Raw genomic sequence first — 21981 nt, 5'->3', positions numbered from 1 at the left:
GAAGCGGCTTCCTGTGGCATCGATGCGCCGTTTGGCGGCGAAGGAGCGGCTTGGGCAAAGCGTTGCATGAGGATCAACGATGTTCCGCTTCACGGCCTGCCTGCGTTCTTTGCCTCCTCATGCATCGAGCGGTGGTGGACAACGAGTCTTTTTGGTATAATGGCAGAAAAGGCTGAATCAGGAAGGAATGGCGCCTGTGAAAATTGCGATTGTCACCGATAGCACGGCTTATTTGCCGAAAGACGTGCGCGAGCGGCTCGGCATCCGGATGATTCCGCTCAGCGTCATTTTTGGGGACGAAACATATCGCGAAGAGATCGATATGACGGCGGATGAATTTTTTGTCAAAATCAAGCAGAATCCTAAGCTGCCGACGACATCGCAGCCCTCAGTCGGCGAATTTGTCGACTTGTTCACTGCCATTCGTGAGGAAGGGTACGACGCTGTCATCAGCATCCACCTTTCAAGCGGCATCAGCGGCACCTACCAAGGAGCGGTGACGGCGGGGACGATGGTCGAAGGGTTGCGCGTTTACGCCTATGATTCGGAAATCAGCTGCATGGCGCAAGGGTTTTACGCCATCGAAGCCGCCGAGATGGCGAAGGCGGGGAAAACGCCGGAGGAGATTCTCGCCCGTCTTGATGAGATGAAGCGGACGTTGCGCGCCTATTTTATGGTCGACGACTTGTCCCACCTGCAGCGCGGCGGACGGCTCACTGGCGCGCAGGCGTTCATCGGCGGCCTGTTGCAAATCAAGCCGCTCCTTCGCTTTGAAAACAAAGTGATCGTGCCGTTTGAAAAAATCCGCACGCGCAAAAAGGCGGTGCAACGCATCGAGGAGCTGTTTGACGAAGATGCGGACAAAGGCGTTCCGCTCAAAGCCGCTATCATCCATGCCAACCAGCCCGATGAAGCGAGCCGTTGGCGCGATGAGCTGGCCGCCCGCTATCCGCACGTTGAGTTTCTTATCAGCTATTTCGGCCCCGTCATCGCCACGCACGTCGGCGAAGGGGCGCTCGGGCTGACGTGGTATCAGCCATAAGTCGAGGCCGCAAAGCGCCGCCTCGAGGCGCTGCAGCCGAGCACAAGGCGGAACGGTGTGCTCCGCCTTGTGCGGCGGCGAATTTGTTTTACATTCGTTTTCTCACCTCCTTATGAAACGGACCGGAGATGTGGGGCTGGCCGAACTTGTCGAACCGTTTTCCTTTCCTGAAAAATTTGTCGCTATTTCCCCGGGAATGTTGTCGAAACACGTTGTCGATCGACTCGATGACTCTCTGTGGATCTTTGATGTTGTCGGATTTCGCTTTATCCTTTTCTTTCGAAGGTCGATATGTCGTGAAAAAGAGGGTCAAACCACATCTTGACTCCATTGGGAAGCCCTTTTTGCCTCCACTTTCTTTGCCGATCGAAGGCTGCCGTTTTTTGCTTCCTCCCCATCTTTTCATCATTTTGTTAGAAGGGCGGTGATTTGCTAGCACAACCGCTTTCTCGCTTCGTTTCTCAACTAGAAAAACCTTGTAGCGTCGTTCCTTCTTTTCACACATTCAACTCATCGATCAAGGGGAACAGCGGTTTTCCACCCGCCTTTTAGGGAAAAACATCGTCAGCTCTGCTCTTTCTCCATAACACTGGCTCATTGATGCGCTCAAAGCCTTTCAACCTGGGGGAGCGCGTTTTTACCGCATCACTGCGCCACCCGCTCTTTTTGGCTCCCAGCTCGGGAACATGCTTTTCTTGAATTTCAAAAGGAGTGATGCTCATTGTACATTCTCCCATCTTCTGTTGCTTCGCCGCTCGTTTCCTGGCTGAACGGTCAGCGTCTCCCGCGGGAGCAGCTGCCGTTTCCCGATGGAGAAGTCGCTGCCGCCATCCAGACCGGTTTGCTTCACGAACAGCCCGGGCTCATCAAAACAGCGCGCGCCTGGCGCTGCGTCCGTTGCGGAAATAACGATCCTCATCTTTTTGCCGCGTTTCCGTGCGCCCGCTGCGGGGCAGATTGCGCGTATTGCCGCAAGTGTCTCGTGATGGGGCGCATCAGCTCCTGCACCCGCCTTGTGCACGTGACGATGCCGCTTCCGTCCGAGCCGCACGAAGCGCCGCTCGCTTGGGACGGGGAACTGTCCGCCGCTCAGGCGGAGGCTGCCCAGGCAGTCCGCCAAGCGGTGCTGGACCGAAGCGAGCTGCTCGTTTGGGCCGTATGCGGGGCAGGGAAAACCGAGATGTTGTTTCCCGCCATCGCTGCCGCCTTGGAGGAAGGTTGGCGCGTTGGCCTCGCCACGCCTAGAGTGGACGTTGTCCGCGAACTGGCTCCGCGCTTCCGCCAAGCGTTCCCGCGCGTTTCGCTCGCGGTTTGGTACGGAGGAAGCGAGGAGCGCGGGCGAATCGCCCCGCTCGTTCTTTCCACTACCCACCAACTGTTGCGCGCGTACCGCGCGTTTGATGTCATGATCATCGATGAAGTCGACGCCTTCCCGTATTCGGTTGAACCGATGCTTGAATACGCCGTCAGTCAAGCGCGGAAAGAACGATCAAGCCTCATCTATCTCACCGCCACTCCCTCCCGCGCTTGGCAGCGTGACATTGCGCGTGGCAAACGGAACGCCGTCGTCATCCCCGCCCGCTATCACGGCCATCCGCTCCCCGTCCCCGTGTTCGAATGGTGCGGCAATTGGCGCAAGCGGCTCGAGCGCGGCCGCTTGCCCGAAAACGTCCTTGCGTGGGTTCGCCATCGTTTGGAACAGAGAAAGCAGGCGTTTTTGTTCGTTCCTCATATCGATGAGCTTGAGGCGGTCGTCCGCCTGTTGCAACGAGTCGATGCCCGCATCGTCGGCGTTCACGCCGAAGCCCCGGATCGCGCCGAACATGTGCAGGCGTTTCGCGACGGGCGCGTTCCGCTGCTTGTGACGACGACGATTCTTGAGCGCGGCGTGACGGTACCGAACATCGATGTCGCCGTCCTTGGCGCCGAAGACCGCATCTTTACGGAAAGCGCTCTCGTGCAAATCGCCGGCCGCGTCGGCCGCCACGCGGCGTTTCCGGATGGCGACGTCCGCTTTTTCCATCACGGGAAAACGAACGAGATGGTGCGGGCGCGCCGCCACATTGTCCGCATGAATGAGACAGCAAAGAAAAGGGGGTTGCTGCATCGATGAACTGCCTCCTTTGCCATTCTCCGTACAACCCGATCGCGAGCTGGCGCCAACTGATTCTTCTTGAAGACCCAGACGTCCTTTGCCCACGCTGCCGCGGGTCGTTCAAACTCATTGACGGCCGCCTTTGCGAGATGTGCGGCCGCCCGCTCGAGGAAGCCAAGCCATCGCTGTGCGCCGACTGCCTTCGGTGGCAGGATGATGAACAATGGGGGAGGGTGCTCGTGAAAAACCGATCCGTCTATCTATACAACGACTGGATGAAAGACGTCGTCGCCTTATGGAAATTCCGCGGCGACTATATCGTTGTCGAGGCGTTCCGCCGTCCGTTTGTCCACGCGTTTTTCCGCCATTTCGGCCGCGATTGGTGCATCGTTCCGATCCCGCTGAGCCGCGAGCGCCTCGATGAGCGCGGCTTCAACCAAGCGGAAGCGCTCGCCCGCCTGCTTCCGTTTCCATGTTTCCCTTGGCTTTCTCGCAAGCATTCCGAAAAACAATCGAAAAAATCGCGCCGCGAGCGGCTGAAGACCGACAACCCGTTTTTTCTCTCCGGACATCCGCCGATTGACGGAAAACGAATCGTTCTCATCGATGACATTTACACGACGGGCATCACCGTCCGCCACGCGGCCCTTGTTTTGCTTGAAGCGGGGGCGGCAGAGGTGGGGGCGTTGACGTTGGTGCGGGCGTGAGCAGGCTAAACATTTGTCTGCAGGATGCCGATATAAACAGTAGCAACCGAATGGAGCGGAAGGTGAACGGGGATGGAAATTCGCAACGTTTTGACTAGACAATCGATAACGTCGCCAAATCAAACGCTGATAGTGCAAAAAGGAGAAACATACGATGCGGTCATCAAGGAAAGCCAAGGCGGCGCTGCCGTTGTCGTGATCAAAGGGATCGAAGTGCAGGTGCGAACGGAAGGGGAATGGCCGCAGGAAGGGCGTGTGGCCATCAAGATCGTTGGGGAACAAGACGGCGTCCCGGTGGCGCGAATCGTTCCCCGCCCTCCTCAAGAGACGGACAAACAACCGGTTTATTTTTCTGCTTCGGAACCGTTATCGTCTGAGCTGAGACAGGTTGGGGACTGGCTGCAAAAACATGGTCAATCGCTCACAAAAGAGATTGTTTCCACCTTGCGAACGTTTTTCACCGAAGCCCCAGGCACCGTAGAGCAAAAACTTGATACCGTTCGCGCGGTCATCAATAAGCATTTAGAACTGACAGACGTTCATCTTGCAGCTGTCCATGAGGCGCTGCATGGGAAGCCGTTAGGGGAGCAATTCGCGGAGATTGCCAACAAACTCGATCCAGCCTTTACACTGGCTCAGCGAGAAGAACAAAGCGCGATGAAAGAAACGCCGCACCATTTGGCCGTTGCGGCCGATCAGTTCGAGCGCCAAGCGTGGCGGACGGGAAAAACGGGAGAATTGTCCAGCGCGCCTCCTTCATTGGCAGCCGACCAGTCCGCCAAAGCGGGATCAACAGAAGGAACGAAGTCCTCAGAAATCAGCGGACGTAAAGCATTGGGGCACCGTCCCCTCGTACCGACATGGGATCATCTAGAACGCACGGTTCAGATGGAAACGGCATCAACTACCGAAACATCCACCCTCCTCCAACAAGTACGTGAACAAGTTGTCCGAGAGCCGAGCTTGTCGAAGGCAGTGGAATACGTCCGTCAACAGGTCGTTGATGCGCCCAATGTAGACCGGGATGTGGTGGAACAAGTGGATCGTGCGTTGCGCGAGGTTGCTCAACTGCAGCGTCAAGGGCGGGAAAGCGAAGCCCGGGCGCGGTTGAATGAGGTATCGACGCGGTTAGAACAGACAGTTCAAACAGAAAAGATGCCATCAATCGAAACATCCACCCGTCTCCAACAAGTACGTGAACAAGTTGTCCGAGAGCCGAACTTGTCGAAAGCAGTGGAATACGTCCGTCAACAAGTCGTTGATGCGCCCAATGTAGACCGGGATGTGGCAGAACAAGTGGATCGTGCGTTGCGTGAGGTTGTTCAGCTGCAGCGGCAAGGGCGGGAAGGGGAAGCCCGAGCGCGGTTGAGTGAGGTGTTGGTGAAGGCGGAACAAGCGGCCCGTGCTTTGGAAGCGACCGTTCAATCCGTGAGTGACGCCTCTCAACCGTCTCCAGAGCTACCGAAGCAAATTCGAGCCATTCGAACGGAAGCCGTTCGTGCGCTAAATTTGTCGAATACGCTGTCCCGAGTTCAAAAGCTGCTCGCTGAACACAGCGAGTTGCCAGGGGATGTCCGACAAAAAATAGAAGCGGTGTTAAAAGAAACAATGTGGCTGCAACAAGCTGGCCAACATGCGGCAGCGAGAACTCATCTTGTCCGTCAACTCGATCAAATCGAGTCGATAACGGCTAATACACGATCGTCAGTTGTCCAACCGCCGTCTCCTGTTAATAAGACGACAGCTCCATTCAAGATGCCAGCGGTGGACCATATATCGGTTTTATCGGAGATGGCAGAGGGAGCAGGACAGGGAGGAATTTCACAGCGTTCCACCGCTCCAGTGGTCGAGCAGTCAGGTGATGACGCGATTGGAAACGGGGCGCGGCAGGCTATCTCTTCGGCGGGCAGCCAAAACGAAGTGACAGCTGATGCGGCGAACGACACTCAACCGATCGAACAGCTGCGTGAGGCCATGCGCCGAGCAATCAAATCGTTGCAGCAAGAGCCCCACTTGGAAAAAGCGTTGGACGCCGTTGGAGCGGATATCGCGGAAGCGCTCCGCACCCACCCTCACTGGGAACAGGCATGGGCCGACTCGTCTGCCAGTGCGCGAACGCTGATGGAAAAAGGGCGGGAGCTCGCTGCAAGGCAGACGGTGTTGAAAACGTTAAATGAGATCGAAGCGTCACTCCCGTCTGTGCCAACTGATCGCTCGCTGGATGTTGACAGCCTATTTGATGGGGCATGGCAAGCGGCTTTGTCGCTTGAATCCAAACAATTTTTCGTGCAAACGGTCACGAAAAAAATGGCGCAGGCTGCACTTGATTTTAAAACGGTGAAGCGCGATGTGATGCGCCAGTTAGAGACGGTGGCGCAGGTGGCGGAAAACAAAAGCCCCGCCGCCCGCTTGCAAGCTACATCGATGTTGGAAATGGCGATCAAACAATTGGACAACGCCATTTTAAAAAGCGACATCATGCTGTTTACCGATATGGTGATGGAAAAACAGTTGATGAAAGCCAGCTCCGCGCTCGCTGAGGCAAAAAAACGGCTTCGCCAAGGTGACGCGGCTGGGGCACGGAACATCGTGAACGAAGTGAAGAACATGTTAGCGAATATCGTGTTCAAACCGTCCGAGGCGAAGGTGAAACATTTTGTGAGGATGCAAGGTGAAACAACAGCCGATTCATCCAAAGCGTTTCTTGAGCAAGTGAACCAGGTGATGCAACCGCCAGTGGATGGTCCATCAGCAAGGCACGTGTTTGACACGATTCGCCGTCTCGGCTTGATGCACGAGTATGAGGCCGCCGAGCGGCTTGTATTGAAAGGAAATGAAGAGGAGTCGGCACTGCCAAATATAAAGGAAGTGCTTTTGCGGCTGGCGCAAAGCGGAAATGAATCGGTTGCGCGGCAAGCGGAACAAGCGTTGACGAACTTGACCGGCCAGCAGCTGTTAAACAAGTGGGATGGCATGATGGGGTGGCAAAGCTTTTTCTTCACACTGCCGCTGTTATGGCAACATGAGGTGCGCAACGTCAACGTCTATGTCAACGCCCGCCAAGATGGCGAGCGAATCGATTGGGAAAACTGTCAGCTCTATTTCTTGCTGGAGACAAAAAAATTGGGAGACCTCGGCATTTTGCTTCAGGCGAATGAGCGAAACTTATCGATTACCCTTCGCAACGACCGCGATGATTTTGCCCAAAAAGCCGCGCCGTTCATCGAGATGGCGAAAAAGCGATTGGAGGAGATCGGCTATCACGTCAAAGCGATCAACGTCGACAAGCTGACGAATGAAACGAAGCGGGAGGAAGAAGAAAAACGGGCGCCATCCATTCGCCCGTATGGATCGTTTACGGAAAGAGGGTACAATTTCACGATATGATAGCGAACTATTTCAACCAAAAAAAGCAGAGACACATGAACGGCCCGACGGCGGCCGTCATCCGCTATGATGAATCATCGGGTCGGTCGCCGACCGTCGTTGCCCAAGGGAGCGGGCATGTGGCGCAGAAAATCATTGAACTGGCGAAACAGCATCACATCCCGATTCAAGAAGACCCATTGCTCGTGCAAAACTTGCTGCAACTGGATCTGGGCGACCGCATCCCGCCGCAGTTGTACGCGGTGATTGCCGAAATTTTGATTTTGATTGAAGAAATTGAAAAAAATGCTTAAACATTGTCGACTCATCGCCGATATAAAAAACAGAGGGCAAATGGGGGTGCACGGCGTTGGACTTTTTAACCGAGGAATGGATTTACCAAAAAAACTCGCAACAGTTGACGGGGTTGTTATATGAGGGATTGATGGAATGTTTGGAAGAGGCCATCGCGGCCATGAAACAAAAAGACCATTGGAAAGCGAACAAACAGCTGCAAAAAGGAAACGACATCCTTCGCCGCCTCGGCGTTGGATTGCGCTATGATGTCGGCATTATCGCCCATCAATTGGATGCACTCTATAACTATATGGCGGAGCGTCTTATTGAGGCCAATATGAAAAAAGACGCTGCAGCCGTCCAAGAAGTGCTGCAGCTGACAACCACGATCGCCACGGCGTGGAACGAAGCGCTAAAAAGCGGCGTTTCGCCAGTGCAGCCAGCGCACAAACAAAAAGCAGCGGCCTACGAACAATTCATTACCTATGAGAAATAAAAAACAAAGGAGCGAATGTCCATGCGAATCAACCATAACATTCAAGCGCTCAACGCCTACCGCAATTTGGCGGCCAACCAATCGAGCATTTCGAAAAACTTGGAGCGCCTCTCCTCCGGCTTGCGCATCAACCGCGCCGCTGATGACGCGGCGGGGCTTGCCATTTCGGAAAAAATGCGCTCGCAAATTCGTGGCCTGCAAATGGCAGAACGGAACGCGCTCGATGCGATTTCGATGATCCAAACGGCGGAAGGGGCGTTAAACGAAGTTCACAGCATCTTGCAGCGGATGCGCGAGCTGGCTGTGCAGGCGGCGAATGATACGAACACGGCCGAAGACCGAGAAGCGATTCAAAAGGAAATCAATCAGTTGACATCTGAAATTAACCGGATTGCCAACTCCACCGAATACAATACGAAAAAATTGCTCAATGAGTCCGTTTCCAGCCAAGCGAGAAGTGTGCAAATTGCCGCGGGCAGCTTCTCAGCAGGCAGCACAGCCATCGATGGCACAAGTCTGCAGCTAGACCCAGAAAGCACGATCGTAGCCGGGAACTATAAAGTGAAAATTGAGGACGTTGCGACGAAATCCCTTCAAAGCACAGGACCGATTGCCGGGGGCGTGCAACAAATCACACTGGATGCAACATCAAACTTGACGATCGGTAATACATACGGGGTGAAAATCGAACAGCAAGATGTGAAAGTTATTACAAACAATCCGGGGTCGTCGCCGGCCATTGATACGGTATCGATCGCGCCGAACTCCCCGTTAAGCGATGGAACAGTGAATCTCGTGATCCGTCGCACGAATGCTGTGAACAACTTCCAATCAGGTGGCACGGGTCTGACAGGAGTGCAAGTTTCGGCCTCTGCAGATCTAGATCCAAATAATACGTTTGTGATAGAAACAAAGTCCCAAGCTTCTGGTGTGCAAAACGGGATGGCCAATGGTCTATATATTACGAATGTCAATATTGACTCTAGCAAATTTTCACTAAATGGTGAAGATTTCCGTCTCGTCTATGCAGAAACGTCACCATCGTCTGGCCAGTTTACCGTAACGTTACAAGATAAAAACGGGAATGATTTATCCCAAGCGGTCATCTTAGATAATAACCAACAAAACTACGAGTTTTATGATTTATCTGGCAACAAACTTGGTGTTTCCTTTACGACGATTTCCGGTATTAACAGAACACTAGCGGCAGCAAGTGAAAACGGAAAATACAATGAATTTGATATTGATATTGCGCTGTCTTTAAAGAAAAATGGCACGCAAATCGGAACGGCTGTCATCACTCCGACAGATGGGACGGCTGGCAATGTGACCATTAACGGTTCGGATGGGATTAGCTACACAATCAATCATAACGGATATGCCAGCACGAACATCAATCGAACAGCAACGTTCGGCATACAGAGTATGCTTTCATACTCGACCGATGGAGCGACGTTCACGACGTTTAATGCAGGTGACAATCTGACCTTAAATGGCGGCATTTTCGTTGATACAGCCGACAATATCACTGATTATACGACAGGGGATACGACCGTGCAGATTGACGTTGGCACGACGTCATCGTATACAGCCACGCTGGTTGATGACGTGGGAAACGCACTGTCCGGCGTACCGATGCTCGTCGTTGACAATAACGGCGTGTATTCGTTTGGCAGCGGCACAGGCGTTTCGTTTACGACTGACACATTGTCAGCAGGAACACGGATGTTTACGGTAGGGGCGACGGTCACAACGAAAGCAACGTTGAGCACGAACGGTGTCGATGTGGAAACATTAAACAACATTGCCCCGAATACGACATTGCGCTTCCATAACGGCGATCTCACGATGAACATTGGCGCGCTGACAAATGGCGAAGCTTCCTTTACGATCACAGGCGGAACGAATGACCAGTCGCTGAAAATTCAAATCGGCGCGAATGAAGGACAAATGCTCAGTGTTGGTATTGACGATATGCGTGCGCTCGCGTTAAAACTTTCCGGCAACAGTGCCAGCAGCGCTGTTTCATTCACCAATCATTTAGGAGAAACGGTCACTGCCTACTATACGAATGCTGCTGGTGTCAATAATGGCGACGCGACAGAATACGCTCTTGACGTGACAACGCATGAAAAGGCGACAGCGGCGGTAAAAGTCTATGACTATGCCATCGCCCGGGTATCGGAACAACGGTCGAGTTTAGGGGCTATTCAAAACCGTCTTGAACATACGATCAACAACCTAAAGACAGCAGAGGAAAACTTAACCTCCTCCGAATCCCGCATCCGCGATACGGATATGGCGATGGAGATGGCGGAGTTTACGAAAAACAACATCTTGACGCAGGCGGCGCAGGCGATGCTCGCGCAATCGAACCAGCTGCCGCAAGGGATTTTGCAGTTGCTGAAAAGCTGATTGAATCCGCATCGGGCGGGGCATAAACGCCTCGCCCTTTTGCTATGGTTGTGCGATAATGGGGGTAGCGAGAGGTGATGGCGATGGAAGTGCAAAAAGTGACGCGTACAGGGCTGGCGAACGTGGGCCGCAAGGATGACGTCCCGATGGAATCGGTGTCGTTCACCGAAGTCATGGCGAAAACGCGCCGCGATGTTGTATGGGAGCGAATCAACGAACAAGTCCGGCAAATCGAGGAGCAAGGGAAGAAGCTTGCCGAGTCGCGGACGGTGGAAGATTTGCGCAAATACAAGCAGCTCGTCAAGTCGTTTTTGGACGACGCGGTGAAAAACGGCCTCCAGCTCGAGGAACAACGCGGCTTCAGCCGCGGCGGGCGCGCGCGCATTTATAAGCTCGTGAAGGAAGTCGATCAAAAGCTCGTTGAACTGACGAATGAAGTGTTGCAAAAAGAACAGCGTGGACTCGAGATTTTGCGGCTTGTCGGCGAGATTCAAGGGCTGATCATCAATATTTACACATAACCGCTCCGTTTATGTGGGCATCAACATAGACCTGTGGTCGACCTGCTTGCGGCTGTAGAAGATGGCTAACGGCGCCGCATGCAGAGATGCGGCGCTGACAGGGGGATGATGTCGGCCCCGAGCGGGTGATCACGAGAAGACGCCGTTATTCAACCTAATCGCTTTTATAAGGCGGCTTCATAGGCCATGACCGGGAGGGATGCACGATGGCGGAACTAGTCAATTGTTCAAAGTGCGGGCGGTTGTTTGTGAGATTATCGACACGTGACGTGTGCGAATCGTGCTATCAAGAAGAAGAGCGGCAATTTGAACGCGTTTACGCGTTTTTGCGCAGACGGGAAAACCGCATGGCGACGATGGCGCAAGTCGTTGAGGCGACAGGCGTGGAGGAGAAGCTGATCATCAAATGGATTCGCGCGGGGCGGCTGCAGCTTGTCCATTTCCCGAATCTCGGCTATCCGTGCGACTCGTGCGGCGCGCTGATCCGTGAAGGGCGGTTGTGCGCCAAGTGCCTCGGCCAACTGCAAGCCGATTTGCGGCGGGCGGAGGGGGGAAAGGAAAAAGAAGCTCGTTCCCGCCGCGCCACTTATTACATTCAGGACGATCAAGAACGCTAAACATTTTCCCTAACATTCCGATATAAACAGTAGCGCGATGTGAACTGTGTCTCTCAAGCGAGGTGAACGCGATGAAAATCCACCATATCGGTTCGATGAACGTCAACCCATATCAACGTCAGTTCGCCAAAACGGAGCGTCTAGCGGCAGGGAAGACGAAGGGCGATCAAGTGGAGATTTCCAAAGAGGCGAAAGAGCTGCAAGAAGCGGCAAGCTGGGAACGGGCGCGGCAGGCGAAGCTGGAGGAGCTGCGCCAACAAATTGAAACCGGCGCCTACCAAGTCGACCCGCGGGCGGTCGCCAAACGGATGATCGACTATTACCGAAATCACCGATAAAGGAAGCGGATCGTGATGACATTTGCCCCACTCATTCATCTATTGCGGGCGCACAGTGAGCTTTATGAAAGCTTGTTGGCGCTGTCGAGGAGAAAGACGGAAGCGCTGAAGAAAAACGACATCGAGGCGCTGTCGGCTTTGCTTGCCGATGAACAGAAGCATATTTTGGCCATCCGCCAGCTCGAGGAACGGCGGCGGCGCTGGCTGAAGGAGGCGCTCGGCGATGAGGCGGCGACCATTTCTCAATGCGTCCACCTGGCGACAGGCAAGGAGCGCGAGGAGCTAAGAGAATGCCAAGCGCGGCTTCAGACGGCCGTGAAGGCCGTGGCGGAGGCGAATGAGCTCAATCGCCAGCTCATTGAACAGTCGCTCCAGTTTGTCACCGCGATGATCGAGACGTTCGCCCCGACGCTGTCCACCTACAGCCGCACGCAACAATATGCCCCTTCGCCCGAGCGACCGCTGTTTGAATCGAAAGCGTAAGGAGGAAGAACGATGCTCTCGACATTCCATGGCCTTGAAGCCGCCCGACGCGGCATGATGGCCCAACAAGCCGCCTTGTACACGACAAGCCATAACATCGCCAACGCCAATACGGAAGGGTATACACGGCAGCGTGTTCAACTGCAGCCGACGCCGCCGTTCCCGACGCCCGGACTCAACCGCCCGAACATCCCGGGGCAGATGGGGACAGGAGTGGAAACGTCGTCGGTCGAACGGGTGCGCGAATATTTCCTGGACATCCAATACCGCGGCGAAAACAGCAAGCTCGGCTATTGGGAAGCGCGCGCGGATGCGGTGGCGAAGATGGAAGATATCATGAACGAGCCGTCCGACAGCGGGTTGGCGAAAACGATGGACCAGTTTTGGCAGGCGCTGCAAGATTTGAGCACCCAGCCGGAGAACGAAGGGGCGCGCTCCGTCGTCCGCCAGCGCGGGTTGGCGGTTGTCGAGACGTTCCACTATTTATCGAATTCACTGACGCAAATCCGCACGGACATCGGCACGCAAATCGGCACGACGGTGACGGAAATCAACTCCCTTCTCAACCAAATCCGAGCCTTAAACGAACGGATCGCCGAAATCGAACCGAACGGCTATTTGCCGAACGACTTGTACGACGAGCGCGACCGGTTGATCGACCAGCTGTCGCAGTATATGGAGATCGGCGTGGAAAAGCATCCAACCGGCGGAAACGCTTTGCCCATGGCCGAAGGAACGTACGATGTTTACGTGATGAACGGGAGTGCGAAAGTGTATCTCGTTCAAGGCCGAACGGCGTCTGTCGTGTCGTTTTCCGATGGCAGCGATGTCGACGGCGACGGGGTGAAGGAAATGCCCCCCGCTTCAGGCGTCAATACGCTTGATGTCAGCGGGACGACCATTTCCTTTTCCTCTCTTCCGAACGGCAAATTGCGCGGGTTGATCGAAGGATACGGCTATCAAACCGGAACCGACGCCAGCGGCCAGCCGATCGTCAAAGGGCTGTACCCTGACATGCTCGCCAACTTGGACAAGCTCGCCTATACGTTCGGCACGGTGTTCAACGACGTTCATCAACAAGGCTACGGGCTAAATGGAAGCACGAATCACCCGTTTTTTGACGGGATCAGTGCCGTAAGCGGTGCGGCGAAAACGATCAAACTCGCCGCCGACATCGACGATTTGGCGAACATCGCGGCGTCGACGAAAAGCGGGGAAACAGGGAACGGCAACAACGCCATCAACCTCGCCAACGTCCGCAGCCTGCTTCTGTCCAATGCGACCGTTTCGCTGCAAGACGGCATCTCCGTCAACTTGGCGTCCCTGAATTTGCCGCTTGCCTCAGGCACGGTCGAAACGAACTATCAAGGCTGGATCGGACAGCTTGGCGTCGACGGTGAGCGGGCGAACCGGATGAAAAGCAATAGTGAAATTCTGCGCCAGTCGGTGGAGGAAAAACGGCAGTCGGTGAGCTCCGTGTCGCTCGATGAAGAGATGATGAACATGATCAAATTCCAGCACGCCTACAACGCCGCGGCAAGGCAAATCACGGTAATTGACGAAATGCTCGATAAACTCATCAACGGCATGGGCGTCGTCGGAAGGTAGGTGAACGGTGATGCGCATTACGCAAAGCATGTTGGCGAATAATATGTTGAAACAAATCACCCGCAGCTACGAAAAGTTAGATCAATATCAAACCCAGCTTTCGACGGGGAAAAAAATCACCCGCCCGTCGGACGATCCTGTGGTGGCGATGAAAGGAATCGCCTACCGTTCGAATTTAGCCGAAGTCGAGCAGTTCAAACGCAATTTCTCGGAAGCGTACAACTGGGTCGAAAACTCCGATTCGGCGCTTGACAAGGCGACGCAGGCGCTGCAGCGCATCCGCGAGCTCGTCGTGCAGGCGAGCAACGACACATACGAAGAAACGCAGCGCCAAGCGATCGCCAAAGAAGTGCGCCAGTTGACCGAACATTTGGTCACGATCGCCAATACGAAAGTCGGCGACAAATACATCTTTAACGGCGCGAAAACGACGGAGCCACCTGTGACGGTGAACCCGGACGGCACGATTTCCGTGTCGACGAACAGCCAACAGCTGAACATTGAGCTCGCCAAAGGCATTTACATTCCGGTCAACATTCCGCCGAGCACAGCGTTCGGGGCGGGCAGCGGATTGTTTTCCGACTTGCAAAACTTGGCCGCTTCCCTCGAAAATCCGAGTACGACCGGCGATGATGTAACGGGCTATTTAGACAAACTCGACAGCCACTTGACGAATTTGCTCGGCGTCCGCGCCGAACTCGGCGCGCGCATGAACCGGATCGAGCTGATGGAAGACCGCATCGACAGCCAGCAGGTGATCGCGGAAAAAATGTTGTCGGACAACGAAGACGTTGACCTTGAAAAAGTCATCACCGACTTAAAAACGCAAGAAAGCGTCCACCGCGCGGCGTTGGCCGTCGGCGCGCGCGTCATTCAGCCGACGCTGGTTGACTTTTTGCGTTAAACTAGCGTAACGCCCGCCGAAAGGAGCGATGGCTGTGCGCATTCCGCAGCTTAAGATGGAAGCGACGTACGCCAAACTGGCGATCTCAAGCGAACGGGCGCGGCTTGACATCACCCAGCCGCCCGCGGAGATGACGATCGAGCAACCGCCCGCTGACATGCGCATCGCCGCCATTCCCGCCCGTCTGACGATCGACCAGACCGAGGCGTGGGCGGCGGTCAACAACAAGCACGTGTTTCGGCTGATCGAAGACGCGGCCGCTGACGGACGGCAAGCGGTGCTCGACTTCATCGAGCGCGCCGCCATTCAAGGCGATGAACTGATGCGCATTGAACACGGCGGCGATCCTCTCATGGAGCAGGCGGAGGCCAACAGCGAAGGCCCGCCGCTTGAGTTGGAGATCGCCCTCGTCCCGCCGCCGTTTAGCGTCAAGGTCGACTATGAACCGGGAAGGCTGGCGATCGACTGGAACACCTACGCGCCCCGCATCGATGTGAAACCGCATGCGCCGATCATCCGCTGCCAGCAAGGGGCGGTCAAGATCGATCTCGCCCAGCGTCCGTCGCTTCACATTGACGTCGTCATTTGAGAAAACAGGAGGAACGATTCATGAATATCGACACGAAATACCACGGAACCGTGGCGGTGAAGGAAGAAGACATCATCTGCTTCCCCCACGGCCTGCCCGGATTCGCAAACGAGAAGCGGTTCGTCCTTCTCCCGCTTGCCGACACGCCGTTTGTCATCTTGCAGTCGGTCGACACGGCCGCGCTCGGGTTTGTGCTGATCGAGCCGTTTTCGTACTTCCCGTCGTACGAGTTTGAACTCGACGAAGCAACGGTCGAACAGCTTGAGATCGAAAGCGAACGTGACGTTGCAGTGTATGTCATCCTTACTGTCGCTGATCCGTTCGACCATACGACCGCCAACTTGCAGGCGCCTGTAGTCATCCATGTTCACAAACGGCTCGGCAAGCAAGTGATCTTAACGAACACCGCGTACCAAACGAAACATCGCCTCTTCCCAGATAAAGTGGCGACATAAAGGAGGCGGCCTGATGCTTGTCTTAACGCGCAAACTCAAAGAAGCGATCCAAATCGGCGATGACATTGAAATTACCGTTCTCGCCATTAGTGGAGATCAGGTAAAGCTTGGCATCAACGCGCCCAAACACATCGACATTCACCGCAAAGAAGTGTACCTCGCCATCCAAGCGGAAAACAGCGCCGCCTCCGAAGCGCCCGAAGCGTCACTCGCCGCACTGACCGCCAAACTGAAACAATGGAAACATCCATAACGCCGAAGCGCCCAAACGGCGCTTTTTTCGCTCCAACGACAAAAAATTAAATTTCCCTATTAAACTTCCAAAAAACGCGCCGATATAAAAAGTGAGCGCGGCATATGGCGAAAGGCGGCCGACTTTCGCCATAGCCCCGCCGTTCCACAAGGACGTGGAAAACATCATTTCAAGGAGGAAGAGAACATGAGAATCAACCACAACATCGCGGCGTTGAATACGTATCGGCAGTTGACGACCAATACGACCAACGCTTCGAAATCCATTGAAAAACTTTCGTCTGGCCTCCGCATCAACCGCGCGGGCGACGATGCAGCAGGTCTTGCGATCTCGGAAAAAATGCGCGGCCAAATTCGCGGACTGGAGCAAGCGAGCCGCAATGCTCAAGACGGTATCTCGCTCATTCAAACGGCAGAAGGTGCGCTGAATGAAGTGCACTCCATCCTGCAGCGGATGCGTGAGCTGGCAACGCAGGCGGCCAACAGCACGAATACGCAAGCAGACCGCGAGCAGCTGCAAAAAGAGTTCAACCAACTGACGTCCGAAATCAACCGGATCGGTAATACGACGGAATTCAACACGCAAAAATTGTTGAACGGCAATGTGAGCGGCGCGAGCCCGATTAAACTGCAAATTGGGGCGAATACAAATCAATCGTTTGAAATTAAAATTTTCGACATGCGCGCCCAAGCGCTTGGATTGGCTGGCACAACCGGTGGTGGGTCTGCCAGCGGTACCGGTGCAGCAACCACGTCAAACGGTACGAGCGTATCAACCGAGCTCCAAGATGGCATTAAAAATGCGAAATTTACAAGCGGTGCTACCAATCAATTGACTGATGTCAGCAAGACAGGTACTGCTGAGTATGCCTTGAGCATTATGACCTTCAGCGGTGCAACAGCCGCCATTTCGAAAATCGACATCGCGATCAACACCGTTTCGACGGAGCGCGCCCGCCTCGGTTCTTATCAAAACCGCTTAGAGCATACGATCAACAACTTGGATACGTCGGCGGAAAACTTGACGGCGGCGGAATCGCGCATCCGCGACGTCGATATGGCGAAGGAAATGATGGAATTTACGAAACAAAACATTCTCACCCAAGCGGCCCAATCGATGTTGGCGCAAGCAAACCAACAGCCGCAGAGCGTGCTTCAGTTGCTGCGATAAAGGAAAAGCGAAAGGCCTCTTCTCGTGTAATCGAGAGGGGCCTTTTCAATTAGGGGAAGCGCTGGAATGATTTTTCTGTTTGATTCGCTTCACATCGACAAAATGAAACCGATAATAATAGTAGAGGATGTCGAATGATCACGAAACCATCTCGTTTAGGAGAGTGCGAGACATGCAGCTCAACATTTTCGGACAGACGTTTGACTATCGCAATGATCGATCAGAGCTTGAAGCGATGTTCCAAAAAATCTTCTCCATGATTGACGAGGCGGATCGGCAATTGAGTCATCTCGTCATCGATGGCGTCGAAGTATATGACGATTTTGAAACCTATGTGGAGGAACGAATCGATTTCATCCGCACGATTGACGTGGTAGCGGTGACGATCGAAGAATACATACAAGATGTACTCCAGACGATGCATTCGTATTTGCTGCGCGCCTTGCCAGAGATTGAGCGCATCATTGATGAGTTTTACCAAACGCCTTCGGAAGATGCGTGGATGCGATTCGAGCAAATGCTGGAAGGCATCCAATGGATCGACCAAGCTCTTTATTGGCTCACCGAACACCCGAAACATTCGCTTGATCGCCAAGCGCTCGCTCGCATCCGGGAAACGCTGGCGGAACAATTGCGGCAATTGCTTCAAGCTGTAGAAGCAGGCGACGCGATTTTGATCGCCGACTTGATCCAGTATGAGATCAAGCCGCTATGGAAGAAAATGACCGAGCATGTCCAAACAAACGTGGTCAACTAAACAGAGACAGCAAAGGCAGTGAACCGAATTGAGCATTTACACAGGAAAAAAAATCTTAATTATCGGCGGCACGGGGACGATCGGGCAGCATCTCACCAAAGCGCTCTTGCAGCATGACCCGAGCGTCATTCGCATTTTCAGCCGCGATGAGCATAAACAGTTTGAACTGGCGCAACAATTCAAACAACATGCCAAAGTGCTTCGCTATTTAATCGGAGATGTCCGCGACGAAGCGCGGGTGCTGCGGGCGATGGAGGATATTGACTACGTCTTTCATCTCGCCGCCATGAAGCATGTGCCCGCTTGTGAATACAATCCGTTTGAAGCGGTGAAAACGAACATCATCGGCACGCAAAATGTCATTCAAGCCGCTTTGAGCGCCGGAGTGAAAAAGGTGTTATTCACTAGCACGGATAAGGCCATTTCGCCAACGAACACGTACGGCGCCACAAAGTTGGCAGCGGAACGGTTGATCGCGGCGACCGAATATCAAAAAGGGCCGAAGCAAACGATTTTCTCGGCGGTGCGGTTCGGCAATGTCATGGGGTCGCGCGGTTCGGTCATTCCGTTGTTTAAAAAGCAGATTTTAGAGGATCGGGAAGTGACCGTCACCCATATGGACATGCTTCGCTACATGATGACGCCGTCGCAGGCTATTTCTCTCATTCTAAAAGCGAACGAACTGGCCGTGGGCGGAGAAGTGTTCGTGCTGAAAATGCCGGTGGTGGCGCTAAAGGATTTAGTTGAGGTGATGATTGAGGAAGTCTCAAAAAAATACCACATTACCGAAACGATTAAAATCAAAGAAATTGGCTTGCGTCCAGGGGAAAAAATGTACGAAGAGCTGATGACAGAAGACGAAGCGCATACGGCGTGGGAGACGGAAGATATGTATGTGATTGGGCCTCCCTTTGGCTGGAAGCCGCATGCCTATCCGAAGGAATGGAACATCCGCCCGTGCCAAAACCCGTTTCAAGGCGAGATGATTGATAAAGAAACATTGCGCCGTTGGATTTTGGCAGAAGGCTTAATATAGGAGAAACGGTGAGTGATGGAGCAATGAGCATCATGTTGTTGACAGAGAATGAACAATTTTTGCAAAACCGCTACCCATCCATTTGGCAGCTATGGAAGCAAATTGAGCATGCTCCGATTTGGTCGCAATATGAAATCGTCCGGTCCCATGCTGGGCCGCCGACGATTCAAGTTCATGTGGATGGACGCCCTCTGTATTTGCACAGCAAATACAATCCCGAACAGGAAGCCGAGCGCCTCGCCCAGCAGCTCAAAGACCAAGTGGAGCAATGCGACCATTTATTTTTTTACGGCATCGGGCTTGGGTATCATGTTGAAAAACTGTTATCCATGTTTCCTGATAAGTCGTTCACCATTTATGAACCGAATCCATGGATCTTTTTCCGCTTTCTGTCGTACAAACGGGTGACCGAATGGCCGCTTCATCGGCTTCGCTATTTGTATGTCGAAACGGACGAGGAATCGCGCAGGCAGTTTTTTGCCGAGTTTGCCAACGCGCTCGAGACGAATGTGGGGCTTGTGGCGCTGCCAAGCTATGAGCGCATTTTCGTCGACCAATATCGACAATTTGTCCAACAGTTTCGAGATATTCTCCAGTCGAAGCGCATCAATTTGGCGACCGAATTTGCCTTTGCCAAGCGCTGGACGTTGAACAGCTTGATGAACTTGCCGACAACGTTGCGATCGCCGAGCATTTTCAGCCGGAAAGAACATTTTCGTTCCAAGCCGGTCTTGCTCGTGGCCGCTGGGCCGTCGCTGCAGGAGGAATATGACAACCTTCGCTATATAAAGGAAAAAGGGCTGGCCTATATCTTTGCCGTCGGATCGGCGAATCGAGCGTTAGTGGCGAACGGCATCCTTCCTGACGCTGTTTGCACGTATGATCCACAGGCTCATAATTTCGCTGTGTTTTGGGACATGATTGACAAAGGCATTGACGCCCACGTGCCGATGATTTACGGGACAAGCGTCGGATACGAAACGATTCAAAAATACAAAGGGCCGAAGTTTTACGCCGTGACATCCCAAGATACGGTCACGCCGTACTACTTGGACAGCCTTGACCGCAGTGAAGTCATTGATGATGCGTTTTCGATCGCCATCATTACATTGCAAATCTTGGCGAAGCTGGAGGCGAATCCGGTCATTCTTGTCGGGCAAAATTTCGCCTTCCGCGACAATTACTATTATGCGAAAGAAATCAAACGGGGAGAAAAGCAGACCGCTGAAGTGCTCGAACATGAGCGGCGCGGCCTCATGCAAGTGAAGGACGTATATGGACATCTTGTCACGACGAATGAATCGCTCAACCAAATGCGACTGCTGATGGAGCACTATATCCAGAAGTATGCTCAGATCGAGGTCATCAACACGACAAAAGGCGGTGCGGATATTGCTGGTGCCCCATTCGTTCCGCTGGAGGCCGTCATTCAAACCCGGTTGACGAAGAAAGTCGTGAATGAAAACTGGCATGCCGGCCAAGAAAGCAACCGGATGCAAGGGATGGAAGACAAAATCGGGAACATGAAGCGTGCGATGACCGATTTCATCAAGAGATATCATGAGCTTGAAGCCATGTTTCATGAGTTGGAGCAAGCCGCTATTCGAAAAAAAGAAGACAAATTGCACAAATTATTCGCCCGCTTCGATGAGCAGTTCCGCCGCTTGACCAAAAACGACTTTTTTGACGTATACGTCCGGCCTGTCGTTCGTGTCTATACGGAAATGTTGCAAAAGGAAGCGCACAACATCCGCAAAGAGCAAGACCCCGTGGTGAAAGCGGGCAAGGTGGTTCGGGCGTTCCGCAGTTATTTGCATCTATGCCAACAAGTCTACAACGACATGGCGCCGTTGGTGCAAACATGCTTGCACCCCGCCCTGAAACAGAAGGACGATGGCTGGAAGAGACGCGAATGCACATCTAGTGAATTTCAATACATCGGCCAATGGCGGAAAAAGGAGATCAGAATTGAAAAACAATCGTCCGGGGAAGCGGAGGTGATCAGCGCATATTACGAAACGAACGAACCGAATGCCACGATTAAGTTTACGTTTAAAGGGACGGCGCTTCGGGTGATTGGGGCGAGGCACGCGGAGTGTTCGGATGAGATTCAAATTGTGATTGATGGGTATAAAGAAAGGCTCTCAGCAAAAGATAAACGCTTTTCACCTCCATTTCCTCCAGCTTTTCGGGAAGTATTGTTTGAGAAAAGCGGTTTAAATGATGGTGTACATGAGGTTGAAATTGAATTGCAGAATGCGGGAAAACTGCTTTTTGAAGCTATTGAATTGCAAGCAGATGAAAGTGTGTTCTTGCATGTGAATGAAGAAGGACAAGGGGAGGTTGCTGGAATGAATAGGCCTATTGCTTATGTTGGAGACTTCACTGTGTTAACAAAATTAATAGAAGGTCCAAAGATTTATAGAAAAGGGGGATTTTCATCCCTGGGTGGAGGGCAAACCATTGCCCATGGATCTTTTCTATATTGAAGAGGCAATTTGTAAATTTTGAGGGGTGATGAATTGTGGAATGTAGTTATCGCAATGTAGAGATGAAAAGTGCGTTACAACATCTTTGTAGACAATTGCAAAAAATTATACATTCAAGTTTCAATAATGTACCTTTCTCCGAATTAAAGGATTGTAAAAACATACTTATTGTTAGATCAGCTAGTATCGGAATTTTAAGGGAATTTATTTCAAAGTTAGATAATGTAAATGATAATACAAGAAAATATGTAACTATTCAGCCACATCATAAAGTGAGCTGAATATTTTCTTCTTTCCTTGTCTATGATGTGAATATTGATAGACAAGGAGGTGAATCGCATGT

The 21981-nt window shown here is 53.0% G+C and carries 21 protein-coding genes; 20 read left to right on the top strand and 1 reads right to left on the bottom strand.

The genetic code is table 11. The annotated features are described in order from the left end of the window. Positions 1-196: 196 nt before the first annotated feature. Positions 197-1042 (top strand): DegV family protein, encoded by an 846-nt coding sequence (locus CV944_RS06530; protein WP_100663987.1) that lies wholly within the window; start codon positions 197-199, stop codon positions 1040-1042. A gap of 548 nt (positions 1043-1590) precedes the next feature. Here CV944_RS06530 and CV944_RS17270 read toward each other — a convergent pair. Continuing rightward, on the bottom strand, positions 1591-1764 hold the full coding sequence (locus CV944_RS17270) for a hypothetical protein (RefSeq protein WP_155266788.1): 174 nt from the start codon (positions 1762-1764) through the stop codon (positions 1591-1593). On the opposite strand from CV944_RS17270, the gene CV944_RS06520 reads away from it, so the two are divergent. The 19 genes from CV944_RS06520 (at position 1764) to CV944_RS06425 (ending at position 21638) form a co-directional block, all read left to right on the top strand. Then, on the top strand, positions 1764-3155 hold the full coding sequence (locus CV944_RS06520) for an ATP-dependent helicase ComFA (RefSeq protein ID WP_100663986.1): 1392 nt from the start codon (positions 1764-1766) through the stop codon (positions 3153-3155). The two genes, CV944_RS17270 and CV944_RS06520, sit on opposite strands and share 1 nt — an antisense overlap. After that, entirely contained in the window at positions 3152-3844 is a 693-nt protein-coding gene (locus tag CV944_RS06515; protein WP_100659351.1) for a ComFC family protein, read from the top strand. Before CV944_RS06520 ends, CV944_RS06515 begins: the two co-directional genes overlap by 4 nt. Positions 3845-3916: 72 nt before the next feature. Continuing rightward, positions 3917-7231 carry a hypothetical protein gene (locus CV944_RS17580; RefSeq protein ID WP_232722030.1) on the top strand — a complete coding sequence of 1105 codons (3315 nt, stop codon included), beginning with the start codon at positions 3917-3919 and terminating at the stop codon, positions 7229-7231. After that, positions 7228-7524, top strand: a complete 297-nt coding sequence (locus CV944_RS06505) for an EscU/YscU/HrcU family type III secretion system export apparatus switch protein (RefSeq protein WP_100659350.1) — start codon at positions 7228-7230, stop codon at positions 7522-7524. The genes CV944_RS17580 and CV944_RS06505 overlap by 4 nt, the downstream gene beginning before the upstream one ends. A gap of 56 nt (positions 7525-7580) precedes the next feature. Beyond that, the gene (gene fliS, locus CV944_RS06500; RefSeq protein WP_100659349.1) at positions 7581-8003 is read left to right on the top strand and encodes a flagellar export chaperone FliS; all 423 of its coding nucleotides are present in this window, start codon (positions 7581-7583) and stop codon (positions 8001-8003) included. Positions 8004-8024: 21 nt separating this feature from the next. After that, positions 8025-10418: a flagellin N-terminal helical domain-containing protein gene (locus CV944_RS06495; protein WP_100659348.1), complete on the top strand. Its 2394-nt coding sequence runs from the start codon at positions 8025-8027 to the stop codon at positions 10416-10418. A gap of 83 nt (positions 10419-10501) precedes the next feature. Next, a complete protein-coding gene (locus CV944_RS06490) occupies positions 10502-10939 on the top strand; it encodes a YaaR family protein (protein WP_100659347.1) in 438 nt (145 codons plus the stop codon). Positions 10940-11145: 206 nt separating this feature from the next. After that, positions 11146-11556, top strand: a complete 411-nt coding sequence (locus tag CV944_RS06485; protein WP_100659346.1) for a TIGR03826 family flagellar region protein — start codon at positions 11146-11148, stop codon at positions 11554-11556. A gap of 71 nt (positions 11557-11627) precedes the next feature. Next, a complete protein-coding gene (flgM, locus tag CV944_RS06480; RefSeq protein WP_063210690.1) occupies positions 11628-11894 on the top strand; it encodes a flagellar biosynthesis anti-sigma factor FlgM in 267 nt (88 codons plus the stop codon). Positions 11895-11909: 15 nt separating this feature from the next. Then, positions 11910-12377 (top strand): flagellar protein FlgN, encoded by a 468-nt coding sequence (locus tag CV944_RS06475; protein WP_021321667.1) that lies wholly within the window; start codon positions 11910-11912, stop codon positions 12375-12377. A 12-nt stretch (positions 12378-12389) separates the two neighbouring features. Further along, positions 12390-13985: a flagellar hook-associated protein FlgK gene (gene flgK / locus CV944_RS06470; protein ID WP_100663985.1), complete on the top strand. Its 1596-nt coding sequence runs from the start codon at positions 12390-12392 to the stop codon at positions 13983-13985. 10 nt (positions 13986-13995) lie between these two features. After that, positions 13996-14889 carry a flagellar hook-associated protein FlgL gene (flgL, locus tag CV944_RS06465; RefSeq protein ID WP_100663984.1) on the top strand — a complete coding sequence of 298 codons (894 nt, stop codon included), beginning with the start codon at positions 13996-13998 and terminating at the stop codon, positions 14887-14889. 34 nt (positions 14890-14923) lie between these two features. After that, positions 14924-15478, top strand: a complete 555-nt coding sequence (locus CV944_RS06460) for a DUF6470 family protein (protein ID WP_100663983.1) — start codon at positions 14924-14926, stop codon at positions 15476-15478. A gap of 20 nt (positions 15479-15498) precedes the next feature. Then, positions 15499-15933, top strand: a complete 435-nt coding sequence (gene fliW / locus CV944_RS06455; RefSeq protein ID WP_100663982.1) for a flagellar assembly protein FliW — start codon at positions 15499-15501, stop codon at positions 15931-15933. A 13-nt stretch (positions 15934-15946) separates the two neighbouring features. Then, a complete protein-coding gene (gene csrA / locus CV944_RS06450; protein ID WP_100663981.1) occupies positions 15947-16186 on the top strand; it encodes a carbon storage regulator CsrA in 240 nt (79 codons plus the stop codon). A gap of 186 nt (positions 16187-16372) precedes the next feature. Further along, entirely contained in the window at positions 16373-17356 is a 984-nt protein-coding gene (locus CV944_RS06440; protein ID WP_100663979.1) for a flagellin N-terminal helical domain-containing protein, read from the top strand. 172 nt (positions 17357-17528) lie between these two features. Beyond that, the gene (locus tag CV944_RS06435; protein WP_100663978.1) at positions 17529-18113 is read left to right on the top strand and encodes a hypothetical protein; all 585 of its coding nucleotides are present in this window, start codon (positions 17529-17531) and stop codon (positions 18111-18113) included. Between the two features lie 28 nt (positions 18114-18141). Beyond that, positions 18142-19149, top strand: a complete 1008-nt coding sequence (locus CV944_RS06430) for a UDP-N-acetylglucosamine 4,6-dehydratase family protein (protein ID WP_100663977.1) — start codon at positions 18142-18144, stop codon at positions 19147-19149. A gap of 23 nt (positions 19150-19172) precedes the next feature. After that, entirely contained in the window at positions 19173-21638 is a 2466-nt protein-coding gene (locus CV944_RS06425) for a 6-hydroxymethylpterin diphosphokinase MptE-like protein (protein ID WP_233204974.1), read from the top strand. Positions 21639-21981 lie beyond the last annotated feature (343 nt).

Source organism: Geobacillus sp. WSUCF-018B (genome assembly GCF_002809985.1).
Lineage (GTDB): Bacteria > Bacillota > Bacilli > Bacillales > Anoxybacillaceae > Geobacillus > Geobacillus thermophilus.
Note: the sequence above shows the minus strand (reverse complement) of the source record. Positions and strands in the feature narration are given on the sequence as shown.